The sequence below is a fragment of the Pseudomonas ulcerans genome (genome assembly GCF_036324125.1).
Classification (GTDB): domain Bacteria; phylum Pseudomonadota; class Gammaproteobacteria; order Pseudomonadales; family Pseudomonadaceae; genus Aquipseudomonas; species Aquipseudomonas ulcerans.
On the sequence record NZ_JAZDQN010000036.1, the window covers coordinates 32,191 to 53,949 of the forward strand.

22 protein-coding genes are annotated in these 21,759 nt (G+C 67.2%); 9 read left to right on the forward strand and 13 right to left on the reverse strand.

Annotation, left to right across the window (positions count from 1 at the left end; translation table 11 throughout):
* Window positions 1-34: 34 nt before the first annotated feature.
* The 6 genes from V0R59_RS24535 (at window position 35) to V0R59_RS24560 (ending at window position 6,303) form a co-directional block, all read left to right on the forward strand.
* The gene (locus V0R59_RS24535; protein ID WP_330077227.1) at window positions 35-1,081 is read left to right on the forward strand and encodes a ScbA/BarX family gamma-butyrolactone biosynthesis protein; all 1,047 of its coding nucleotides are present in this window, start codon (window positions 35-37) and stop codon (window positions 1,079-1,081) included.
* Complete coding sequence (locus V0R59_RS24540; RefSeq protein ID WP_330077226.1) at window positions 1,081-1,773, forward strand: HAD family hydrolase; 693 nt, start codon at window positions 1,081-1,083, stop codon at window positions 1,771-1,773. The genes V0R59_RS24535 and V0R59_RS24540 overlap by 1 nt, the downstream gene beginning before the upstream one ends.
* The gene (locus V0R59_RS24545) at window positions 1,773-3,026 is read left to right on the forward strand and encodes a cytochrome P450 (protein WP_330077225.1); all 1,254 of its coding nucleotides are present in this window, start codon (window positions 1,773-1,775) and stop codon (window positions 3,024-3,026) included. Before V0R59_RS24540 ends, V0R59_RS24545 begins: the two co-directional genes overlap by 1 nt.
* Window positions 3,023-4,558: an MFS transporter gene (locus V0R59_RS24550; protein WP_330077224.1), complete on the forward strand. Its 1,536-nt coding sequence runs from the start codon at window positions 3,023-3,025 to the stop codon at window positions 4,556-4,558. The genes V0R59_RS24545 and V0R59_RS24550 overlap by 4 nt, the downstream gene beginning before the upstream one ends.
* A 291-nt stretch (window positions 4,559-4,849) precedes the next feature.
* The gene (locus V0R59_RS24555) at window positions 4,850-5,359 is read left to right on the forward strand and encodes a sigma-70 family RNA polymerase sigma factor (RefSeq protein WP_330077223.1); all 510 of its coding nucleotides are present in this window, start codon (window positions 4,850-4,852) and stop codon (window positions 5,357-5,359) included.
* Window positions 5,356-6,303, forward strand: coding sequence for a FecR family protein (locus V0R59_RS24560; RefSeq protein WP_330077222.1), 948 nt, complete (start codon window positions 5,356-5,358; stop codon window positions 6,301-6,303). Before V0R59_RS24555 ends, V0R59_RS24560 begins: the two co-directional genes overlap by 4 nt.
* On the opposite strand, the gene V0R59_RS24565 is transcribed toward V0R59_RS24560, so the two are convergent.
* From V0R59_RS24565 to V0R59_RS24600, 8 genes are all read right to left on the reverse strand, one after another.
* Window positions 6,300-7,598 carry an NAD(P)/FAD-dependent oxidoreductase gene (locus tag V0R59_RS24565; protein ID WP_330077221.1) on the reverse strand — a complete coding sequence of 433 codons (1,299 nt, stop codon included), beginning with the start codon at window positions 7,596-7,598 and terminating at the stop codon, window positions 6,300-6,302. The two genes, V0R59_RS24560 and V0R59_RS24565, sit on opposite strands and share 4 nt — an antisense overlap.
* A gap of 258 nt (window positions 7,599-7,856) precedes the next feature.
* The gene (gene hpaD, locus V0R59_RS24570; protein ID WP_330077220.1) at window positions 7,857-8,777 is read right to left on the reverse strand and encodes a 3,4-dihydroxyphenylacetate 2,3-dioxygenase; all 921 of its coding nucleotides are present in this window, start codon (window positions 8,775-8,777) and stop codon (window positions 7,857-7,859) included.
* Between the two features lie 203 nt (window positions 8,778-8,980).
* Window positions 8,981-9,913, reverse strand: coding sequence for a phosphatidate cytidylyltransferase (locus tag V0R59_RS24575; protein ID WP_330077219.1), 933 nt, complete (start codon window positions 9,911-9,913; stop codon window positions 8,981-8,983).
* Between the two features lies 1 nt (window position 9,914).
* On the reverse strand, window positions 9,915-10,538 hold the full coding sequence (locus V0R59_RS24580) for a lysophospholipid acyltransferase family protein (protein ID WP_330077218.1): 624 nt from the start codon (window positions 10,536-10,538) through the stop codon (window positions 9,915-9,917).
* A 10-nt stretch (window positions 10,539-10,548) separates the two neighbouring features.
* Complete coding sequence (locus V0R59_RS24585; protein ID WP_330077217.1) at window positions 10,549-11,004, reverse strand: hypothetical protein; 456 nt, start codon at window positions 11,002-11,004, stop codon at window positions 10,549-10,551.
* Window positions 11,001-12,320 (reverse strand): phosphatase PAP2/dual specificity phosphatase family protein, encoded by a 1,320-nt coding sequence (locus tag V0R59_RS24590; protein ID WP_330077216.1) that lies wholly within the window; start codon window positions 12,318-12,320, stop codon window positions 11,001-11,003. The genes V0R59_RS24585 and V0R59_RS24590 overlap by 4 nt, the downstream gene beginning before the upstream one ends.
* Window positions 12,320-14,074, reverse strand: coding sequence for a bifunctional alpha/beta hydrolase/class I SAM-dependent methyltransferase (locus V0R59_RS24595; protein WP_330077215.1), 1,755 nt, complete (start codon window positions 14,072-14,074; stop codon window positions 12,320-12,322). The genes V0R59_RS24590 and V0R59_RS24595 overlap by 1 nt, the downstream gene beginning before the upstream one ends.
* Before the next feature lie 28 nt (window positions 14,075-14,102).
* Window positions 14,103-14,705 carry a CDP-alcohol phosphatidyltransferase family protein gene (locus V0R59_RS24600; protein WP_330077214.1) on the reverse strand — a complete coding sequence of 201 codons (603 nt, stop codon included), beginning with the start codon at window positions 14,703-14,705 and terminating at the stop codon, window positions 14,103-14,105.
* Window positions 14,706-14,868: 163 nt separating this feature from the next.
* Between V0R59_RS24600 and V0R59_RS24605 the strand changes: the two genes are divergently transcribed.
* Window positions 14,869-15,123: a ParD-like family protein gene (locus tag V0R59_RS24605; RefSeq protein ID WP_042130507.1), complete on the forward strand. Its 255-nt coding sequence runs from the start codon at window positions 14,869-14,871 to the stop codon at window positions 15,121-15,123.
* On the forward strand, window positions 15,120-15,887 hold the full coding sequence (gene map / locus V0R59_RS24610; protein WP_330077213.1) for a type I methionyl aminopeptidase: 768 nt from the start codon (window positions 15,120-15,122) through the stop codon (window positions 15,885-15,887). The genes V0R59_RS24605 and map overlap by 4 nt, the downstream gene beginning before the upstream one ends.
* Here the strand turns inward: map and cuyB are convergent.
* Window positions 15,884-17,323, reverse strand: a complete 1,440-nt coding sequence (cuyB, locus tag V0R59_RS24615; RefSeq protein ID WP_330077212.1) for a cysteate racemase — start codon at window positions 17,321-17,323, stop codon at window positions 15,884-15,886. The genes map and cuyB overlap by 4 nt on opposite strands.
* 10 nt (window positions 17,324-17,333) lie before the next feature.
* Entirely contained in the window at window positions 17,334-18,611 is a 1,278-nt protein-coding gene (locus V0R59_RS24620; RefSeq protein ID WP_330077211.1) for a dicarboxylate/amino acid:cation symporter, read from the reverse strand.
* A 181-nt stretch (window positions 18,612-18,792) separates the two neighbouring features.
* Here V0R59_RS24620 and V0R59_RS24625 point away from each other — a divergent pair, with 181 nt between their 5' ends.
* Entirely contained in the window at window positions 18,793-19,707 is a 915-nt protein-coding gene (locus V0R59_RS24625; RefSeq protein WP_330077210.1) for a LysR substrate-binding domain-containing protein, read from the forward strand.
* Between the two features lie 19 nt (window positions 19,708-19,726).
* Here V0R59_RS24625 and V0R59_RS24630 read toward each other — a convergent pair whose 3' ends face one another.
* Genes V0R59_RS24630 through V0R59_RS24640 form a run of 3 tightly spaced genes read right to left on the reverse strand, consistent with a single transcriptional unit; the run spans window position 19,727 to window position 21,754 of the window.
* Window positions 19,727-20,455, reverse strand: a complete 729-nt coding sequence (locus V0R59_RS24630) for an amino acid ABC transporter ATP-binding protein (RefSeq protein WP_330077209.1) — start codon at window positions 20,453-20,455, stop codon at window positions 19,727-19,729.
* The gene (locus V0R59_RS24635) at window positions 20,442-21,092 is read right to left on the reverse strand and encodes an amino acid ABC transporter permease (protein ID WP_330077252.1); all 651 of its coding nucleotides are present in this window, start codon (window positions 21,090-21,092) and stop codon (window positions 20,442-20,444) included. The genes V0R59_RS24630 and V0R59_RS24635 overlap by 14 nt, the downstream gene beginning before the upstream one ends.
* The gene (locus tag V0R59_RS24640; protein WP_330077208.1) at window positions 21,089-21,754 is read right to left on the reverse strand and encodes an amino acid ABC transporter permease; all 666 of its coding nucleotides are present in this window, start codon (window positions 21,752-21,754) and stop codon (window positions 21,089-21,091) included. The genes V0R59_RS24635 and V0R59_RS24640 overlap by 4 nt, the downstream gene beginning before the upstream one ends.
* Between the last annotated feature and the right edge of the window lie 5 nt (window positions 21,755-21,759).

The window sequence follows — 21,759 nt, forward strand, 5'->3', positions numbered from 1 at the left end:
ACCCCCTTGCGTACAACCTGACGAGGCCTGATTCATGACGAGCTTGCAGCATCCCGACTCCATCGCACTGGACCCGGCCGTGGTCCTCGCCGCCAATGTCGAAGAGAACACCGTGCCCCGCGGCATGGTGCACCGCGCGGCGGTCAGCGAAGTGTTCCTGACCGGCGCCCAGCGTGTCGCCGACGGTCATTTCCGCTGCCTGGCGCAGTTGCCGCGGACCCACAGCTACTTCAGCGAGCACACCCATCGCGACGCCCACTACGACACCCTGTTGCTGCTGGAAGTGTTCCGCCAGGCGTCGATCTATGTGTCCCACGCGTTCCTCGACGTGAGTGCCAACGACAAGTTCATCTACCTGGACAGCGACACCTGGATCGTCGAGCGCGAAGCCCTGGTGGTGGGTGTGCGTCCGGCCTCGGCGCTGATCGAGGTGCGGGTGGTGGACGAGTACGTGCGCCACGGCCAGCGCAGCGGCGTGACCCTGGACATGTCCCTGAGCCTCAATGGCCGTGTCGCGGCGCGCCACGAGCGCATGGCGATCCGCTGGATGCCCGATGCCGCCTGGCACAAGATGCGCAACCGCGCCATTGCCGCCGTCGCCCCGCAAGCTGATGCGAAAGCGCAGTTGCCGGCGCCGCTGGCACCGTTCCAGGTTGGTCGGCACTGGCTGAACAACGTGGTGCTCGGTCGCGAGATCGAAGTGGAGGACGGTCAGCTGGTGGGTAGCCTGATCGTCGACCAGGCCAATCCGGCGATCTTCGACCATCCGCTGGACCATATCCCCGGCATGCTGCTGCTCGAAGGCTTCCGCCAGATCGCCCTGCTGGCGGCCAAGCGCCAGGCCGGGCTGGCCCCGGACGAACTGCTGCTGGGCCGGGCCAAGGTGGTGTTCGCCCGCTTTGGCGAGTTCGGCCTGGCGACGCGGGTCAAGGCGCATCTGGGCAGCCTCCGGCTCGGCGAGGACGGGCGTGTGCTGCTGGCGCTGACGGTGGAGCAGGGTGGGGCCGAGCTGGCCAGTGCCGAAGTCGAGTTGCAGCGATTGGTCCAGCCGGCGGCCCTGGCTGCCGTGGGAGGTGCCTGATGAGTGCCATCCAGCGGGTCTGGTTCGACTTCGGCGGCGTGCTGTCGCCGCCCATCCCGGCGTTGTTCGAGCAGTACCAGGTGAAGACCGGCCTGGCCCCGGCGGTGCTGCAACAGGCGATCGCCGAGGTTGCCGCCGAACTGGGCGTGCCGCCCCTGGCGCCGATCGAGAATGCCCTGCTCAGCGAGGATGAATGGGGCCGGCGGGTCGGGCTGGCGCTGCAACGCCAGTCGCCACCGGCGGACATTTCCCGGGCCCGCCTGCGGCGCTTCGGCGAGCAGTGGTTCGCCGGCGTGCAGGCCAATGCCGCCATGGTCGAGGCCGCCCGCAGCCTGCATCAGGCGGGGTTTGCCATCGGCATCCTGACCAACAACGTCGTCGAGTGGGAGCCGCATTGGCGGCCCATCGTCGGCCTGGAGGAGGTCGCCGACCTGATCGTCGATTCCAGCAAGGAAGGCTGCCGCAAGCCTGATGCGCGCTTCTTCGAGATCGCCCTGCAGCGCGCCGGGCTGCCGGCCGCCGCCAACTTGCTGATCGACGACCTCGCCGAGAACGTCGCCGCCGCCGCCGCGAGTGGCTGGCAGACCGTGCACTTTCGCAGCAACCCCCAGGCCCTGGCCGATATCGCCCGGCTCACCGGCGTAGTCGCGCTGGCGGCGGGGCACCCGGTCGCCCAAGGAGAACCCGCCTGATGAACATCGCCCTGGATACCTTGCCCGGCAGCGCCCGGCTCGCCGATATCAACGTGGCCCACATTCCGTATCTGGATGCAGCGCCGGCCTATGAGGAACTGCCCGCCGAAGGCGGTTTCAAGCGCATCCGCCTGCCCAGCGGACACACTGCCATCCACCTGGTCCGGCACGCCGAGGTGCAGGCGCTGCTGCTGGACAACCGGGCCATTCGCGCCCCCTGCAACGAAGAGGACGGGCCGAGCTTCCTGCCCACCATCACTCCGCCGGAACTGCTGCTGAACAACGATATCCCCGACCACGGCCGCCTGCGCAAGGTAGTGGCGCGGGACTTCAGCCCCAGCGGCGTGGCCCTGCTGCGCGAGGCGGTGGAGCGGGTCACCCATGAGCGCATCGACCTGCTGCAGCGCCAGGCCCGTGGTGCCGACCTGTTCAGCCTGGTGCTGGAGCAGGTGCCGTCCACCGTGGATTGCCAATTGCTCGGCATCCCCCTGGCCGACCGCGACTACTACCGGCCGCTGAGCCACACCGTGCAGATCGCCTCCGACGCCGACGTGCCGGAGCTGCTGCGGCAGTTCTGGGGCGTCTATGACTACCTCACCGACCTGGTCACCGGGGCCCGGCCGACCCTGCCGGACGGGCTGATCCAGCGCTTCGTCGCGGCCCGCCACGACAGCGAGCCGGGCCTGAGCGACAAGGAACTGGTGGGCATCCTGCTGGGCGTGCTGATCGGCGGCGACCAGAACATCCTCAGCGTGCTGACCAAGGCGGTCTACGTGCTGCTGGCCCAGCCGGCGCTGTACCGCCGCCTGGTGGACGAGCCGCAGCTGATCCCGTCGGCGGTGGAGGAACTGCTGCGCCTGCTGCCGCTGGGCACCATCTCGACCTTCCCGCGCCTGGCCAGCACCGACCTGGAAGGACCCTGGGGGGTGATCCCCGCCGGCAGCGTGATCTACGCCGATGCCTTCGCCGCCAACCGCGACCCCGAGGTGTTCCCCGAGCCGCTGGCGATCCGCCTCGACCGCGATGACGGCCGCCACCTGCAGTTCGGCTACGGCATGCACAACTGCATGGGTGCCGCCCTGGCCCGGCTGGAGATCACCACGGTGCTGCAGATTCTCGTCGAGCGCCTGCCGGACCTGCGCCTGGACCTGCCGGCGGAGCAGTTGCCGTGGGTCGAGGGCATCATCCTGCGCCGCCCGACCCGACTGCCGGTGCGCGGCTTCACCCCTGTCGAACCAAGGACGACCCCATGACCACCAAGCTTTCCGACAATGCCCTGCTGGGCACCATCCTCCTGGCGATCTTCGTCGTGCCCAGTTCCATCTCCGGCACGGCGCTGGCGCTGCCGGCCATCGGCAGCGATATCCAGGCCTCGCTGACCCACCTGCAGTGGGTGGTCAATGCCTTCAACCTGGCCTTTGCCTGCTTCACCCTGGCCTGGGGCGCGCTGGCGGATCGCCTGGGGCGCAAGCGCTGCTTTGTGGTCGGCGCCGTGCTGTACGTGCTGGCCTCGGTGATCTCGGCCCTGGCCACCGACGCCTGGGTCCTGGACCTGGGCCGGGCGCTGGCGGGGATCGGCGCGGCAGCGATCTTCTCCTGCGGCATCGCCATCCTCTCCACTCATTTCGACGGCGCCGCGCGGCTGCGGGCCTTCGCCCTGTTCGGCACGGTCGCCGGCCTGGGCGTCAGCCTCGGCCCGACCCTGTCCGGGCTGCTGATCGAGAGCGTCGGCTGGCGGGCGATCTTCTGGGCGCACACCCTGACCCTGGTCCTAGTGCTGCTCGGCACGCCGCTGATCAGCCGTGACGGGCAGCTCGCCGAGCACCAGGCGCGCTTCGACCTGGGCGGCACGGCGCTGTTCGTCCTGGCCCTGCTGGCGTTGATGGTCGCCATCGTCCAGGGATCGCAGTGGGGCTGGTCGAGTCCGGGCGTGCTCGGCCTGGTGGCGCTGGCGGTGCTGTTGCTGGCGGCGTTCACCTGGCAGGAACGTCGTCATCGGCAACCGATGCTCGACCTGTCGCTGCTCACCAGCGGGCCGTTCGTGGGCCTGGCGCTGGTGACGGTGGCGGCGTCGTTCGGCTTCGTCACCTTGCTCACCTACCTGCCCAGCTACCTGTTCGGCGTACTGCGCCTGAGCCCGACCCAGGCCGGCCTGGCCATGCTGCTGCTGACCGTGCCGATGCTGTTCTGCCCGATCCTGGCCGGCAAGTGGGCGGCCCGCGGCGTATCGGCGGTGGGCATTCTCAAGGCCAGCCTGCTGGCCTTGCTCACTGGCGTGGCCAGCCTGGCCCTGGTGGCCCAGGTGCACGCCACGCTCTGGCAACTGGCGGCGCCGTTGTTGCTGGTGGGGGCGGGCATGGGCCTGTCGGCCGGCCTGGTGGACGGCCTGGCGCTGCGCACCGTGCCCGAGCAGAAAGCCGGCATGGCCGCCGGCCTGCTCAACACCTTCCGCCTCGGCAGCGAGGCGATTGCCGTGGCGGTGTACGGCTCGCTGCTGGCGACCCTGCTCGACGGCCGCCTGCGTTCCGGGCTGGCGGCCTTCAGCACGGATGCCGCGACCGTGCGCCACTGGCTCGACAGCGTGGCGGCCGGCAACCTCGACAGCATCCTCCAGGGCGTGGCCGAGGCGCAGTCGCTGGGCGAACTGTTCCGTGGCGGCTACGACGGCGCCTTCCATGGCGTGCTGTGGTTCCTGGCGGCGGTGATCCTGCTGCTGACCCTGGTGATCAGCTGGCTGGTACGGCCGCTGCGCGAACAGGAACGCGGGGCCTTGGCCGTGCAATAGCGGCAGGGCGGTACCGGGCTCATCCACCAGCAAAGCCGGCTCTGGCAGAGCGTCTGGCGAGCTGGCTGGCGACCATTCTTGGCGGAGCCGGCTTTGCTGGCGGATGAGCCTCGTCGGGTGAAAATGCATATGCACGACAGGTCTATTTGTAACATTTTTTATTCTTTTTCAGCGTGAATCCCCTGGGGCACACTCAAGCCAACTGCCAGGGAAGCAGTCAACCGATCACTCGACCGGCCACCACCTTCTAGTCCGATGGCGTGCGCAGTCCCGCAGAAGATTGTCAGACCCATGGACATGAACAACCTGCCCAAGCAGCAGACCGTTACCCGTCTTTTCCAGCAGCACTACCTGTGGCTGCGCGGCCGCCTGGCGTTTCGCACCGGCTGCAGCCACAGCGCCGAGGACATCGCCGCCGAGACCTTCCTGCGCCTGTGGATGCTCCCCGACCCCGGCGCCATCCGCGAGCCCAGGGCCCTGCTGACCACCATCGCGCAGCGCCTGATGTACGAGACCTGGCGCCGTCGCGATCTGGAAAAGGCCTATCTGCAAGCCCTGGCCCTGGTGCCCGAGGAGTTGCAGCCATCGCCTCACGAGCAACTGATGCTGGTGGAGAGCCTGGTGGCCATCGATCGCCTGCTCGATGGCCTGTCCAGCCAGGCTCGCACGGTATTCGTGCTGAGCCAGCTGGAGGGCTTGACCTACGTGCAGATCCAGCAACGCCTGGGACTGTCCCTCGGGCGCATCCATCAACTGATGGCGCAGGCGCTGCGCTGCTGTTATCGAGGACTGGAAGGATGAAAGAGCAGCGGCTCGACGATCCGGTGGCGGAGGAGGCCATCGACTGGATGGTGCGCCTGCAATCCGGCGATTTCGATGCCGCGCAGCAGGCCGAGCTGGAGCGTTGGCGCAACCGTTCCACGCATCATCGCCAGGTGTACCAGCGCCTGCTGGCGGGGCTGGCGCAGTTCCAGCAGTCGCCCTGGCGCGGCCGGGCCAGCCAGCCGCTGTTGCGCAGCCTGGAGCAGCCCGACGGCCGCCGCGCCTTCCTGCGCACGGCCTTGGGGATAGGCCTGCTGGTGGGCGGTGCCGGCTGGCTGGGCGGCGAGGGCATGGGCGATGGCGTCGAGTACCGCACCAGCACTGCCGAGCGCGGCAGCTGGCGGCTGAGCGACGGCAGCCAGTTGCAGCTCAATGCGCGCAGCCGGGTGTCGCTGTGGTTCGACGGCGAACAGCGGCGCCTGCGCTTGCACGAGGGTGAAATGTTGATCGAGGTTGCGCCCCTGGTCCGCCGACCGCTGTCGATCCATACCGCCTCCGGTACCTTGCTCAGCGACGGTGGGCAATTGACCTTGCGCGAGTTGCCGGGGCGTTCGCGGGTGGTAACCCTGCGCGAAGGCGCGCGCCTGTTGCCGGCCGCCGCCACCGCGCAGGCACTGCCGGCAGGGCGGGTGACCTGGTTCAGTCCTGGCGGGGTGCTTGAACAGACCCCCATGGGCGCCATGGAAACCGCCTGGCTGCAAGGCTGGCTGGTGGCGCACAACGAGCCCCTGGGCAATCTGGTGGAGGCCTTGCGCGGCTATCGCAAGGGCTGGGTACGGCTTGAGCCCGAGGTTGCCGGCCTGCGGGTCAGTGGCCGCTTTCCCCTCGACGACAGCCGGCAGACCCTGGAGATCCTCCAGCAGAGCCTGCCGATCCGGGTGGTGCAGGTGACCGACTGGCTGCTGCTGATCCGTGCCGCCTAGCGCCGGCCGTTGAAGAACCCGGACAGCTGGTGCAGGGTCTTGGCTGCGGTGAGGATCGCCGGGCGGAAGTTGTCCTTGCCGATGATCTTCGCGTGCTTCACCGAGCTGATCAGGTCGTAGCGGCTGGAGCCTTCGGCCATGCCCTCGGCGAGGATCTTGCAGATGATGTGGCTCGGGGTCACGCCGAAGCCTGAGTAGCCCTGCACGTAGAAGGCGTTGCGCCGCCCGCTGAGGGTGCCGATCTGCGGGAACAGGTTGGCGCTGGTGGCCATCGGGCCGCCCCAGGCCAGGTCGATCTTCACGTCCTTGAGGTACGGGAAGATCTTCAGCATCAGGGCGCGGTTCCAGGCCTTGAGGTCGTTGGGGATGTGCTCGACGAAGGGCGTGGCGGCGCCGAACAGCAGGCGGTTCTCGTTGGTCACGCGATAGTAGTCGATCACCGGGCGGATATCGCTGTAGGCACCGCGGATCGGGCTGATGCGCTGGATCAGTTCATCGGACAGCGGCTCGGTCATCAACTGGAAGGCGAAGGTGTTGATGGTGCGGCTGTGCAGTTCCGGTTCCAGCTTGTTGAGGAAGCTGTCGCAGGCCCACAGCAGCTTGCTGGCCTTCACCGAGCCGCGCCCGGTGCGCACGGTGATGGTGTCGCCGTAGCTCACCTCCAGGGCCGCGCTGTGTTCGAAGATGCGCGCGCCGTGGCCGACCAGGGCCTGGGCTTCGCCGAGCAGCAGGTTGAGTGAATGCACGTGGCCGCCACCCATGTGCAGCAGGGCGCTGCTGTAGGCGTCGGAGCCGATGATCTGCTTGACCTCGGAGCCGCCGAGGAAACGGATTTCGTCCTTCGTGTTGACCTTCTTGAATTCCTTTTCCCAGGTGCGCAGGGTCTTTTCCTGGCGGGCGTTGAAGCCCATGTAGCCGTAGCCGTGGCAGAAGTCGGCGTCGATGGCGTACTTGGCGATGCGCTCCTTGATGATCCCGGCGCCCATTTCGGCGATCTCGAAGATCTGCTGCAGGCCCTGTTCACCGACGCTGCTCTTGATCTTCTCCAGGTCGTGGCCGATGCCGGCCATGATCTGCCCACCGTTGCGTCCGGTGCCGCCGAAGCCCAGGTAGCGCGCTTCCAGCACCACGATATTGGTGATGCCTTTCTCGGCCAGTTCCAGGGCGGTGTTGATCCCCGAGAAACCGCCGCCGATCACCACGACATCGGCTTCGATATCGTTTTCCAGGGTGGGGAAGGCGAGGTTGTACTTCTTGGTGGCGGAGTAGTAGGTGGGGGTTTCGACGTTGATCATGGTGGCGGCCTGAATAATTGGACGTTGGCGAGGGCGACCGTAGCGCTTGTTACACTTTGCATTAAATGCCTAACGAGCGGTAGGTTCTTGACTCAGCCTGCTGTCGGATTTGATCGGGGCTGCCAGGGGGAGGGGGTAAAGAAGGAATGGTTTACACCGACCCTGTGGGAGCGGGTTTACCCGCGATTACGGTAGTGAATTCACCGCCGCTATCGCGGGTAAACCCGCTCCCACAGGGGGTGTGGCCGGGAGAAGAAATTACAGCCGGCCGACCGCCGCCAATTGCCCCGCCGAGGCTTGCGCTTCCGGAATCGCCGAGCCGTCCTGCGGCGTCACCGGGAAGATCGCGTTGATCTGCCCGGTCGCCGACGAACCGAAGTAAGGCGTCACCACCTCGGCCTTGCCGTCGTACTTCGACCAGCCCAGCGCGCCCAGCAGCATCGCGGTGTCATGCATGAAGCCTTCGCCGTGACCCTTCACCGCGTACTCCGGCAGCATGGTGCAGAAGTCATCCCACTCGCCGTTTTCCCACATCTGCACCACGCGGTGGTCGAGGGTTTCCAGGAACGGGCTCCAGACCTTGTCGGCAAATTGCGGTGCCTGGCCGTTCTGGGCGAAGCGGTGCGACAGCGAGCCGCTGGCGAGGAAGGCCACGGTGCCGTCGTAGTGGTCTTCCACCGCCTTGCGCAGGGCCCAGCCCAGGCGTGCGCTGTCGTTGAGGAAGTGCGAGGTGCACAGCGCCGAGACCGAGACCACCTTGAAATGCTGGTCTTCGTTCATGTAGCGCATCGGTACCAGGGTGCCGTACTCCGGGCCGAGGCTGGTGGCGTCATGGGCCATGGTCTCGACCCCGTAGCGATTGGCTTCGGCGGCCATCAGCTTGCCCAGCTCGGCATTGCCCGGCACTTCGTAGTCCATGTTGGCGATGAAGTGCGGCAGCTCGTTGCTGGTGTAGGTGCCCTTGAAGTGAGGGTTGCAGTTGATGTGGTAGTTGGCGTTGACCAGCCAGTGGGTGTCGAAGACCACCAGGGTGTCGACCCCCAGCTCGCGGCAGCGGCGGGAAATCTCCTTGTGGCCATCGATCGCGGCCTGGCGATAGCCCTGGCGCGGGCCGGGCAGTTCGGACAGGTACATGGAAGGAACGTGGGTGATCTTGGCAGCCAGAGCAAGTTTGCCCATGACGGTACTCCTGGTGGCGGACGCCCTCTTGGCGGGGCGCGGCAATTATCGGGATGTTGGCACGCAGGCGATACCGGCCAGTGGCTGGCTCTTGTGGCCCATCCCGGCGTTGGGAATGCGGGCTGCCCATTGGACACGGTTACCCGGGTCGCCGCTTGCCTTCCTCTGCCAAGCACTTGATCGAGCTTGCCACTTCGTCCGCCTCAGGCCCACCAGTAGCGGACGAAGTGAAAGAAGATCGGTGCGGCGAAGCACACCGAGTCCATGCGATCGAGCATGCCGCCATGGCCTTCGATCATGTGGCCCCAGTCCTTCACCCCGCGGTCGCGCTTGATCGCCGACATCACCAGGCCGCCGAAGAAGCCCATCACGTTCACCACCAGTGCCATCAGCGCCGCCTGCCAGGGGTTGAACGGGGTGATCCAGTACAGCGCCGCACCCACCAGGGTGGCCAGGGCCACGCCGCCCACCAGGCCTTCGAGGGTCTTGGACGGCGACAGCGACGGCGCCACCTTGCGCTTGCCGAACAGCTTGCCGCAGACGTACTGGAGCACGTCGCTGATCTGCACCACGAGGATCAGCCAGGCGATCAGCAGCAGGTTGCGGCCCTCGTAGCCGGGGATGTCCAGGGTCATCAGCGCCGGCACCGAGGACAGGCAATACACCGCGATCATCAGCCCCCACTGCACCTTCGACGCCCGTTCGAGGAAGCGCGTGGTGTCGCCGCCGAAGCTGGCGAGGATCGGCAGGAGCAGGAACAGGTACACCGGGATGAAGATGCTGAACAGCCCGTACCAGTCGAAGCCGATCAGCAGGTACTGCACCGGCAGCGCCACGTAGAAGGCCAGGACCAGCGCCGGGTAGTCGCCGCGCCGGGTCGGGGTGAGGGTGATGAACTCGCGCAGGGCGTAGAACGACACCAGGTAGAACAGCACGATCACTCCGGTCTTGCCGAAGATGAAGGCCAGGCCGATGACCAGGACCATCACCCACCAGGCATCGATGCGTGCGTTGAGGTTGTCGATCACCGCGTGCGGGCCGGGGCCGGCACGCCATTTCAGCGCGCGTCCGACGATGCTGGCGAGCAGCAGCAGGGCGCCGATGCCGGCGAACAGGGGCCAGGTGCTCTGTTCCATGTCAGGACTCCTTCGGGGCCAGGGCCAGCAGGGCCTGGGTCGCACGGTCGATGAAGGCCTGCTTGCTCTCGTCGGCCTGCAGGTGCAGCGGCTCGCCGAAGCTCAGGGTGCACAGCAGTGGCAGCGGCAGGGTGCGGCCCTTGGGCATGACCCGGTTGAGGTTGGCGATCCAGACCGGCACCACCTCGATCTGCGGGCGCGAGGCGGCGAGGTGGAACAGGCCGCTCTTGAACGGCAGCAGCGGCTCGTCGCCGAGATTGCGCGTGCCTTCGGGGAAGAAGATCAGCGAGTCGCCGGCGGCCAGGGCCTCCTTCACCGGCTGCAGCGGGTCGGCTTGCGGCTCGCTGCGCTGGCGGTCCAGCAGCACGCCGTTGAACACTTTCTGGATCAGGAAGCTGCGGATGCCCGGCTTGAGCCAGTAGTCGGCTCCGGCCACCGGGCGGGTGCGCCGCCGCAGGGTGTCCGGCAGCGCGGCCCAGATCAGCACGAAATCGCCGTGGCTGCTGTGGTTGGCGTAGTACAGGCGCTGGATCGGCAGAGGGCTGCAGCCCAGCCACAGGGCGCGGGCGCCGGTGACCAGGCGGGCGAAGGAGGTGATGAGGAAGGCGGTGAGGGTGGCGAGCATGAACGGGTCCTTATGCAGCCAATGGAAGCCAGGGTAGAAGCAGCAGGCCGAACAGCGCCAGGGCCACCTGCAGGATGAGGCACACAGCCTGCCAGCGCAGCAGGCGCAGGGCACCACGGCAGCGCGACAGCCAGTCGCGTTCACGGCCGGCGGGTTTCAGGCCCAGTTCGTAGAGCGACTGGTCGAGGGCGCGGGTGCGGCTGCTGAGGCGTCCGGCATCGCCTGCCAGGGCGCCGATCAGCTCGGCATCCAGCGCCACCCGCAGGGCATGGTACTTCTGCGCCAGGCCAAGGATCAGCAGCAGCGCGCAGAGCATGCCGGTCAGCACGGGGTGGCGGGCGGCGACGAACAGCGGCGCCAGGCCGGCCAGCAGGGCGACCAGGCTGATGCCGTCGGACAGGCGCTCGATCTGTCGGCCTCGTTGCAGCAGGCGCGCGGTCAGGGCCAGTTGCGGTTCTTCGCTCATGGACAGGTTCCCGTGGGCAGTTGTTCCAGCAGGCGGCGGTGGGCGGGGTACAGCACCACGCCGGGGCGGGCGCGACGGATCACGGCTTCGGCGGCGTCGACCGTGGCGCAGCGTCCGCTCAGGACCAGCCAGGCCGCCACCACGCTGGCGCTGCGCGAGTAGCCGAGGGCGCAGCAGACCAGCAAGGGGCCGTGACCGCGCAGGGTTTCGATGGAGTTGGCCGCTTCACGGCAGCGCTCCTGGTCCGGCACCACCAGGTCCAGGCACGGCAGGCTGCGGTAATGCTGGTCGGGGGCGGGTTGCATTGGCAGTTCCGCGCACAGGTCGAGGATGCTGGCGAAATCGATCGCCTCGCCTCGCGCAGGCAGACGCCCGAGAAAGACGCCGTCGCAGACCTCATCGGCCTGGGGATGCCGGCGGGTCCACAGCCGCGAGTTGATCCAGGCCGCCGCGAGGTAAGGCGCCAGCAGCCAGCGCACGGCGCAGGACTGGCGGCCATCGGCGCCTTTCTGGAAGCCGTCGGCACCGAACAGCCCGTAGTTCAGCGCCACCAGCAGCAGCGCCACGCCGGGCCAGAGCAGCCAGAGCCAGGCGCCCTTGAGGGTGAAGGCCACGGCGGCAAGCACCCCGGCACCCACGGCGTAGCGTGCAGCCAGGTGGTAGCGTCGCGCCGAGGCGGGCGGGCGTGCCAGGCGCAACGGCGAAAGCCCTTCCCGTGGCCACAGCCACAGGCACAGGAAACCGGCGAGGGCACCGGTGGGCAGGTCGATGAAGTGATGCTGCCAGGTGGTCAGGACCGACAGGCCGATCAGCGCCATCCAGCCGTGCATCAGCAGGCGCAGCCCGCGGCCGCCGGTGTGCCGGGCGAACATCGCCCAGACGATCACCAGCAGGGCGATATGCAGCGAAGGCGCCTGGTTGTAGGGCTTGTCGAAGCCCATCAGCACGTCGAACAGCCAGCCGAACACGCCGTCCAGGCCGGGCCGCTCGAAGGTGAAACGCAGCGGCCAGAGCAGGAAGCAGGCCACGCAGATCAGCTGTGCGCTGAGCAGGCGCAGGGCATGCAGGTCCATTTCCCGGCGCGTGCGCGGCAACAGGAAGGACAGGCCGTACAACAGGTCGATCGACCAGTACGGCACGATGCTCCACGGCAACAGGGGAATGGCGCTTTCCCAGGCGAACACCAGGCTGCCGACATCGTCGCGTTGTGCGGTGAAGCTGTTGCTCAGGCCGTAGCTGAGAAAGAACAGCGGCCCGAGCAGGAGCAGCCAGAGCACGCCCCGGCGGATCAGCCCGGCTTCCCGTGGCGGGTGCATCAGCGCACCCGCCGGGCGAGGCTGACGCTGAAGATGCCCCACTCGTCGATGCGCTGCTCCAGCTTGCGGAAGCCTGCGGCCGCCACCAACTGGTCCATTTCCGCCTGGCTGCGGCGGCGCATGACCCAGGCCTCGCCACCGCGGTGGCTGGTCAGGGCGCGGGCGATCATCTCCAGTTGCGGGTGCCACGGCTGCCCGGTGTAGACCAGGTAGCCGCCATCCTCCACGGCATCGGCCAGGCCGCCGAGGGAGGCGCGGAGCAGGTCGTTGTCGGGGAACAGCTCATACAGGCCGGACACCACGGCCAGGGTCGGGCGTGGATCGAGGGCCGCGAGGGAGGCGCGGTCGAAGGCATCGCCGCGGACGAAACGGGCGATGTCGGCGAGGCCTTTTTCCGCGATCAGGGCGCTGCCCTGGTCGACGTTGAGCTCGCTGTAGTCGCGCAGCAGGATGGAGTCGGGACGCTGTTCCAGGCCCTGCAAGGCTTCGAGGATGTAGCGGCCGTGACCAGCGGCGATATCGACGATATGTACCGGCCGGCCTTGCTCGCGCAGGCGCGCGATGGCCAGGCGCAGCAGTTCTTCGGCGTGCAGCTTGCGCTGGCGGATACCGCGCCAGCCGATGGCATCCAGGTAGTTGCGGTCGACCGCCTTGCCGAAGCCGCCCTTGCCGGTGGCTTCGTTGCGGTAGACGTAGTCCAGGGTGCTGCCGGAATCGAAGCCGGTGTCGAAGCCCAGCTTGATGCCCTCGGAGAACTGTCGACCCAGGCGCAGCGAGGCGCGGGTGGCCTGCCAGTAGAGGTTGGCCGGCGAGTATTTCGGCAGGGGCGCGGCCAGGCTCTCGGCTTCGGCGCAACTGGCGCCGTGGCGGTCGGCGTCGAGCAGGGAGGGGCGCTGTGGTGCGTGGGCGAAGCACTCGCCGATGAAGCGGCGGATCCGTGTCAGGGCATGGCTGCGGTCGCGCTCGCCCAGGGTGTCGTGGAAGAACCCCGGAAGGATGTGCTTTTCCTTGTGCAGGGTGCCGAGGCGCTCGAAGAACTGCTCCTGCGGCTTGCGCCGGACGACGAAGTCGGACCCGGAAATCAGCACCTGGGTGGGGACCTGGATGGCCTGGGCATCGGCCACCACGCGGTCGGCGGCGTCGTACAGGCCGAGCAGCATGTTCACCGAGATCGGCCGGGTGATCAGCGGGTCGCTGCGGTAGGACACCACCCGTTCCGCATCATGGGTGAGCAGTTGCGGCTTGACGTAGCTGTTGACGAAGAAGTTGCCGCGCCAGGCCCGCAGCAGCTTCAGGCCGGGGCGGGCGAAAGGCACGTAGAGCTTGATGTCGAAGGCCGGCGAGGCGAGCACCAGGCAGCGCACCTGCGGCGCGTAATCGTGGGCCCAGGTTGCCACCAGCACGGCGCCGACGCTCTGCGCCACCACGGCGATGTCCTGCTCGGGAACGCCATGCTGGGTGCCGATGTGGTCGATGAAGGTCTGTACGTCGCGCACGCTGTGGGCGAAGCCCGGGCTGTCGCCGCGGGTACCGGGGGACTGGCCGTGGCCGCGGGCGTCCCAGGCGAAGAAATCGTGGTCGGGCAGGTTCAGCTCGTCCACCAGGTGGGCCATGCGCCCGCCGTGCTCGTGGCCGCGGTGGAACAGCACCAAGGCGCGTTTTTCCTGCCCCGGCTCCCGTTGCGCGGGCCAGTGGCGGTAGAACAGCTCGACACCGTCATGGGTGGTGAAATGCAGGGATTGCGCCTGGCGCATGGGACGATTCCTTATCCGGCGAGGGAAATCAGCGGGTTTCGGCCAGACCGCGGCGCACCCGGTTGTAGAGGGTATAGAGGCAAAGCAGGAGGACCACCAGCAACGCGCCATTGATCCAGGCGGCGGGCAGGGCGAAGGCCACTCCCAGGCCGAGGGCGCCGAAGACGAAGGCCCGGTCGCTCTTGCCCATGGGCCCGTCGTAGCGCCGCGAGGCGCCGGCCAGCGGGCCCATGACCCCGGCGTACTCACTGACCAGCGCGGCGACCACAACCAGCACCACCAGCAGCGGCGAGACCCCGGCAAGCAGGGCGAAGGGCAGGTACAGCGCGGTATCGGCGATCACGTCGCAGAGTTCGTTGAGGTAGGCGCCCAGGCGCGACTGCTGGCCGAACTCGCGGGCGAGCATGCCGTCGACGGCGTTCAGCGCCATGCGCAGCAGCATCCACAGGGGCAGCAGGGCGAACAGCCAGGCATGGCTGGCGCCCCAGGCCAGGAGCAGGCCGAGCAGGACGGAGACGAGGGCGGCGAAGAGGGTCACCTGGTTGGCGGTGACGCCGCGCGCATGCAGGCGGGTGACGCCAGGTCGCAGCAGCGCCTGGAAACGTGGTTTGAGCTGGTAGATCGATGGCACGTGTCTGACTTCCCTGATGTTTTCGCTTTGGCTTTGACCAAGCGTAAGCGTGAAACTGTGCTTTTCCAGTCAACCGCCGTACAGCGGATCAAGCGGGAAATGTTACCCAGCGCAAGTTTTCGGTTAATATACGAATCGTCTGCGTTTCGTATAGGAACTTTCCATGGGTATCGTAAAGATCTCGGAATCGATGCATGAGAGCCTTCGCGTCGCCAGTAACGCGCTGAGCCGCTCGATCAACGCCCAGGCTGAACACTGGATGCGCATCGGCATGCTCGCCGAGCTGCATCCCGACCTGAACCACAATGAAATCTGCCGCCTGCTGATCCAGGCCGAGCAACAGGGTGGCCTCGACCTGAAGCGCGTCTGCGCCCTCGAAGGCACGCCCATCGCCCTTGCCATGGAGGCCCAGCATTGAAAGGCGTGACCCTGCACTCGAAAGAACAGATCGCCCAGGCCCGCGTCGCCGCTGAACTGGCCGCCGACGTGCTGGCGATGATCGCCCCGTACGTAAAGCCCGGTGTCAGCACCGATGAGCTGGACCGCATCTGCCACGACTACATCGTCAACGAGCAGAAGGCCACCCCGGCCAACGTCGGCTACCACGGTTTTCCCAAGACCCTCTGCGTCTCGGTCAACGAAGTGGTGTGCCACGGCATACCCTCGGGGCGGGTGCTCAAGGACGGCGATATCGTCAATATCGACACCGCGGTGATCAAGGACGGCTGGTTCGGCGACACCAGCCGCATGTACTGCGTCGGCCAGGTCAGCGCCGAGGCGCAGCGCCTGGTGGACGTGACCTTCGACGCCATGTGGGCAGGCATTCGAGCGGTGAAACCGGGAGCGACCCTCGGCGATATCGGCCATGCCATCCAGTCGGTGGGCGAGGGTGCCGGCTTCAGCGTGGTGCGCGAGTACTGCGGCCATGGCATCGGCCGCATCTACCACGACGAGCCGCAGGTCCTGCACTTCGGCCAGCCCGGCTACGGCATGAAGCTCAAGCCGGGAATGATCTTCACCATCGAGCCCATGCTCAACGCCGGCAAGCGCCAGACCCAGACCCTGGCCGACCGCTGGACCGTGGTGACCCGCGACAGCTCGCTGTCGGCGCAGTGGGAGCACATGGTGGTGGTGACCGAGGACGGGGTCGATGTGCTGACGACCTGGCCGGAGCTGCGCTAGGGCAGCGCCAGGGCCACGCAGCGGCGGGCGAGCACGGTGGTCGGGTCGACCAGCGGCACCCGATGCTCGCCCAGGGCGAATGCCTCGCAATGGTCCAGCACCAGCGGCAGTTCGGTGCAGCCGAGGATCAGCACGCCGGCACCGAGGTCGCAGAGGTGCTCGGCGGCCACCAGCAACTGCTCGCGGCAGATGCCCTCGGTGAAGCCGGCCTTGATCCCCCGCTCGCCGTAGATCGCCTGCATGACCAGGGCCTGGTAGTCGTGGCCGGGAGCGATCAGTTGCAGGCCCAGTTGCGCGGCGGCCTGGTGGTAGACCTGGCTGTGCACCGTGCCGGAGGTTGCCAGCAGGCCGATCTGGCGCTGCGTACCGTAGTGTTCGCGGATATGCGCCAGGGTCTCGTGGAGCATGTTGACGATCGGCACCCGCAGATGCCCCTGGATCCGCTCCACGAATGCATGCGCGGTGTTGCAGGGAATGGCGATGGCATGGGCCCCGGCGCTTTCCAGGCGCTTGCAGGTGGCGTACAGGGCCAGGGTCGGATCGGTCTCGGCGTGCAGCAGGCTGGCCGTGCGGTCGGGGATCTGCGGGTTCTGTTCCACCACCATCTTCAGGTGGTCCTGATCCTTGCCGGCCGGGGTGCTGGCGACCACCTTGCCCATGAAATCCACGGTCGCCGCCGGCCCGACCCCACCGACGATGCCCAGCTTGAACGCGGGCCGTTGTGCCTGCCCGGGGCGGCGGGTAGCGAAGCTGGAATAGATGTCGTTGATATCCAGCACGGCGATGCCGCGCTGCTGCAAGGCGGTACACACCAGCGACAGCTCGGTCAGGCCTGGCACGATCCATTGCGCGCCTTCGGCCTGCAGCGCCAGGCTGACCTGGTACAGCGTTTCCAGCGGCAGGCCCTGGAGATGCCCATCCTTGACGCCGCCCGCAGCGTACATCGCCTGCATCAGCGCCTGCTGTCCGGCGTCGTCGGGATAGACCAGCGGGTAGTGCGCGCCCAGGTAGCGTTCCAGCAGGCCGGAGTGGCGCACGAAGTCCGAGGCGATCACCCCCAGCGGCGTCCCCGGCTCGACGCAGTGCTGCAGGTGCAGGGCCAGGGCATCCAGCATGTCCAGCACCGGAATGCCCAGTTCTGCCTGGACCTCTTCGCGGAAGGTATGGCTGGCGAAGCACGGTAGCAGCACCGCGTCGACGCCGTTGGTCTCGAACGAACGGCAGACCTGAAACACATAGAACTTGCGTGCCGTCATGTTCGCCTCGCGATCCAGCGGCAGCTCCAGGTCGCGAAACGGGTGCTGCTCGAACAGGAAGTGGTAGCGGTCCTGCGCGTCGAGCACGGCGCGCGAGCGCAGCAGCTTGTAGAACAGGTCGCCGCCGGCCAGCGCGCCGAGACCGCCGACGATGCCGAGTTTGCGTGGGGCAGAAGTCATGGTCGGTTCCTCAGGCAAGCGATGGCGAGGGCTGGCGGACAGGCTCGTGTTCGTCTTCGGGCTGCCCGGCCTCGGCCTTGGCGACCACGGCGGTGGCGATGCTGTTGCCGACCACGTTGGTGGCTGTGCGAGCCATGTCGAGGAACTGGTCGATGCCAAGGATCAGCAGCAGTCCGGCTTCCGGCAGGTTGAACATCGGCAGGGTCGCGGCGACCACCACCACCGAGGCCCGGGCCACGCCGGCCATGCCCTTGCTGGTGATCATCAGGGTCAGCAGGATCAGCAACTGCTGGGTGAAGCTCAGGTCGATGTTGTAGGCCTGGGCGATGAACAGGATGGCGAAGGCCTGGTACATCATCGAGCCATCGAGGTTGAACGAATAACCCAGCGGCAGGACGAAACTCGACACTCGTTTCGGCGCGCCGAATTTCTCCAGGGCTTCCATGGTCTTGGGGTAGGCGGACTCGCTGCTGGCGGTGGAGAAGGCCAGCAATACCGGCTCGCGGATCAGCTTGCCGAGGGTCAGCACGCTGCGTCCGAGGAACAGGTAGCCGGCGCCGAACAACACCAGCCAGAGCAGAGCGATACCCAGGTAGAACTGGGCGATCAGCTTGCCGAAGTCCAGCAGCAGGACCAGGCCCTGCACGGTGATGGCCGAGGCGATGGCGGCGAACACGCCGATCGGCGCCAGGGCCATGACGTAGTCGGTGACGCGGAACATGACCTTGGCCAGTTCGTCCACGGCCTGGCTGATGCCGTTGTAGCCCGCGCGTTTCACCGCTGCCAGGGCGAAGCCGAAGAACAGCGAGAACACCACGATCTGCAGGATCTCGTTGTTGGCCATGGCCTCGGCGAAGCTGCGCGGGAACACGTGGCTGATGAACACCTTGAGGCTGAAATCACCGGTGTTGACTGCCAGTGGCGCGGCGGCGTGCTGGCTGATGTCCATGTTCAGCCCGGCGCCGGGCTGGAACAGGTTGACCAGGCCCATGCCGATGAGCAGCGACACCACCGAGGCGCTGACGAACCAGGCCATGGCACGCAGGCCGATGCGTCCCACCGAGCGCGAGTCGCCCAGGCTGGCGATGCCGCCGACCAGGGTGGCGAACACCAGCGGCGCGATGATCATCTTGATCAGGCGCAGGAAGATGTCGGTGACCATGGAAAAGTACGCGGCGATGTCCTTCGCCTGCTGTTCGCTCCCTGCGAAATGATGGCAGGCCCAGCCGGTGAGCACGCCGAGGGCGATGCCATAGGCGATGCGACGGGGAAGTCGGGTGTTCTTCACGGGGCGATCCTCTTGTTGTTGTGCGGGGGTGAAACGGGATTGGCCGGATTCTAGGGACGCGGCTGCCGCGGCTTGATGAGTAATCCCGATGGCCCCATGCGCTTTTGGAATAGTTTGTGGAAAAGGCTGCGGAACCGGGCTGGACGCGCAGTACACTGCCGCCACGCAGCGAGGTGGCGATATGCAAATCAAATGGCTGGACGATCTGCTGGCGGTGGCCGAGTGGAAGAACTTTTCCCGAGCTGCCGAGGTGCGCTGCATCACCCAGTCGGCGCTGTCGCGGCGCATTCGTTCACTGGAGGAATGGGTCGGGGTGGAACTGGTGGACCGGGGCACCTATCCGGTGCAGTTGACCGCCGCCGGGCGGATCTTCTGCGATGAAGGCCGAGAGGCCCTGGCTGGCCTGCTCCGGCTGCGCGCGGCGTTGCGCGACGTGGAGCGCATGCCCGGGCGTTCGATCCAGGTGACCGCCGGGCACAGCCTGTCGATGACCTTCCTGCCGCAATGGCTCGGCCAGTTCCAGTCACGCAATGGCCAGTTCAGCGCGCGGGTGGTGGCGGCCAACATCCATGACGCGGTGATTGCCCTGGAGGAGGGCAGCTGCGACCTGATGATCGTCTATCACCACCCGCTGGCGCCGATCCTGATGGACACCGCACGCTTCGGCAGCCTGACGCTCGGCCACGATGTGTTCCTGCCGCTGTGCGCCCCGGACGCGACCGGCAAGCCGCGCTTCCGCCTGCCGGGCAGCTCGGCGCGGCCGGTGCCGCATCTGGCGTATACCGCCACCACCTTCCTTGGCCGGGTGGCCGACATCGTCATCAAGAACGGCCCGAGCGCTTGCGTGCTGGAGCGTTGCTACGAGGCGGACATGGCGATGCTGCTGATGCGCATGGCCGTGGATGGCCATGGCGTGGCCTGGCTGCCGCAGAGCGCGGTGGCCGAGGAGCTGGAGCGCGGCCGGCTGGTCCGCGCCGGCGGCGAGGACTGGAGTACGCGCCTGGAGATCCGCTCGTACTGCGCCCATGCCAACCAGAACCCGACCATGCGCCGGTTGTGGAAGACCCTGGAGGAAGGGGCCTTGAAGCAGGCCTGAGCTGAGCGATGACCCGGCCCTATGCCACGCTACCAATGAAGTTCGCCAGCTCCGGCGTCTGCGGCGCATCGAACAGCACTTTCGGATCGCCCATCTCATGCACCTTGCCCTGGTGCATGAACACCAGCTTGTCGCCGACTTCGCGGGCGAAGCGCATCTCGTGGGTGACCATCACCAGGGTCATGCCTTCCCGGGCCAGCTCGCGCACCACGGCGAGCACTTCGTAGACCAGTTCCGGGTCGAGCGCCGAGGTGATCTCGTCGCACAGCAGCACCTTCGGCGACATCGCCAGGGCGCGGGCGATCGCCACCCGTTGCTGCTGGCCGCCGGAGAGCTGGTCGGGGTAGGCGTCGAAGCGCTCGCCAAGGCCGACCCGGGTCAGCATCCGCTGCGCCAGTTCGCGCGCTTGCGCCTTCGACGTCTTCTTCACCAGCTGCGGGGCGAGCATGACGTTCTCGCCGATGCTCAGGTGCGGGAACAGGTTGAACTGCTGGAAGATCATCCCGACTTTCTGCCGCAGCGAGCGCAGGTCGGCACGGGCGGCGTCGAGGTATTCGCCGTCGACTTCGATCACCCCGTCGTTGATCGATTCCAGGCCGTTGAGGGTGCGCAGCAAGGTGCTCTTGCCCGAGCCGCTGCGGCCGATGATCGCCACCACCTCGCCTTGCTCGATGCTCAGGTCGACGCCCTTCAGGACATGGTTGTTTCCGTAGTACTTGTGCAACGCAGACACTCTAACCAGCGGCATGCAGCCTCCTCTCCAGGTAACGGGCACCCAGCGACAGTGGAAAACACAGAATGAAGTAGCCCAGGGCGACCAGGCCGTAGATCAGGAAGGGTTCGAAGGTGGCGTTGGCCAGCATGCCGCCGGTCTTGGTCAGTTCGGTGAAGCCGATGATCGAGGTCACCGCGGTGCCCTTGACCACCTGCACCGAGAAACCCACGGTCGGCGCCACGGCGATGCGCAGGGCCTGGGGCAGGATCACGTGGCGCAGTTGCTCGTAGCGGTTCAGTGCCAGGCTCGACCCGGCCTCCCACTGGCCGCGCGGGATCGACTCCACGCAGCCGCGCCAGATTTCGGCGAGGAAGGCGCTGGTGAACAGGGTCAGGGCCAGCGCCGCCGCCATCCACGCCGAGACGTCGATGCCGAACAGGGCGATGCCGAAGAACACCATGAAGAGTTGCATCAGCAGCGGCGTGCCCTGGAACAGCTCGATGAAGCAGCGGGCGAAACCGCGCAGCGCGGCGTTGTCGGAAATCCGCGCCAGCAGTACCAGCAGCCCGCCAAGGCCGCCGCAGGCGAAGGCCACCAGCGACAGCAGCAGGGTCCACTGCAGGCCGGTGAGCAGGTTGCGGACGATGTCCCACAGGGTGAAGTCCATCAGCCTCTCCTCAGGATCAGGTGGCGACCCAGCAGGTTCAGGAGCTGGCGCACGGCGATGGCCATCGCCAGGTAGACCAGGGTGGTCAGCAGGTAGGTCTCGAACGCGCGGAAGTTGCGCGACTGGATGAAATTGGCGGCGAACGACAGTTCCTCGGTGGCGATCTGCGAACACACCGCCGAGCCGAGCATGACGATCACGATCTGGCTCGACAGTGCCGGCCACACCCGCGCCAGGGCCGGGCGCAGGATCACGTGGCGGAAGGTCTCGGCGCGGCTCAGGGCCAGCGCCGCGGCGGCCTCCAGTTGCCCTCGCGGGATGGCCTGGATGCCGGCGCGAATGATCTCGGTGGAGTAGGCGCCGAGGTTGATCACCATGGCCAGTACCGCCGCCTGCCATTCGCTCATGCGCAGGCCCAGGGCCGGCAGGCCGAAGAAGATGAAGAACAGCTGGACGATGAACGGCGTGTTGCGGATCAGCTCCACGTAGACCGCGAACAGCCAGTTGAACGGCCGCAGTTGCCAGGCGCGGGCCACCGCGCCGAGGATGCCCACGGCCACCCCGACCAGGGTGCCGATCAGGGTCAGTTCCAGAGTGAACAGCGCGCCCTTGAGCAGCAGGTCGCCCTGGCTCAGGACGGCGGCGAAATCGAATTGATAGGCCATGCGCG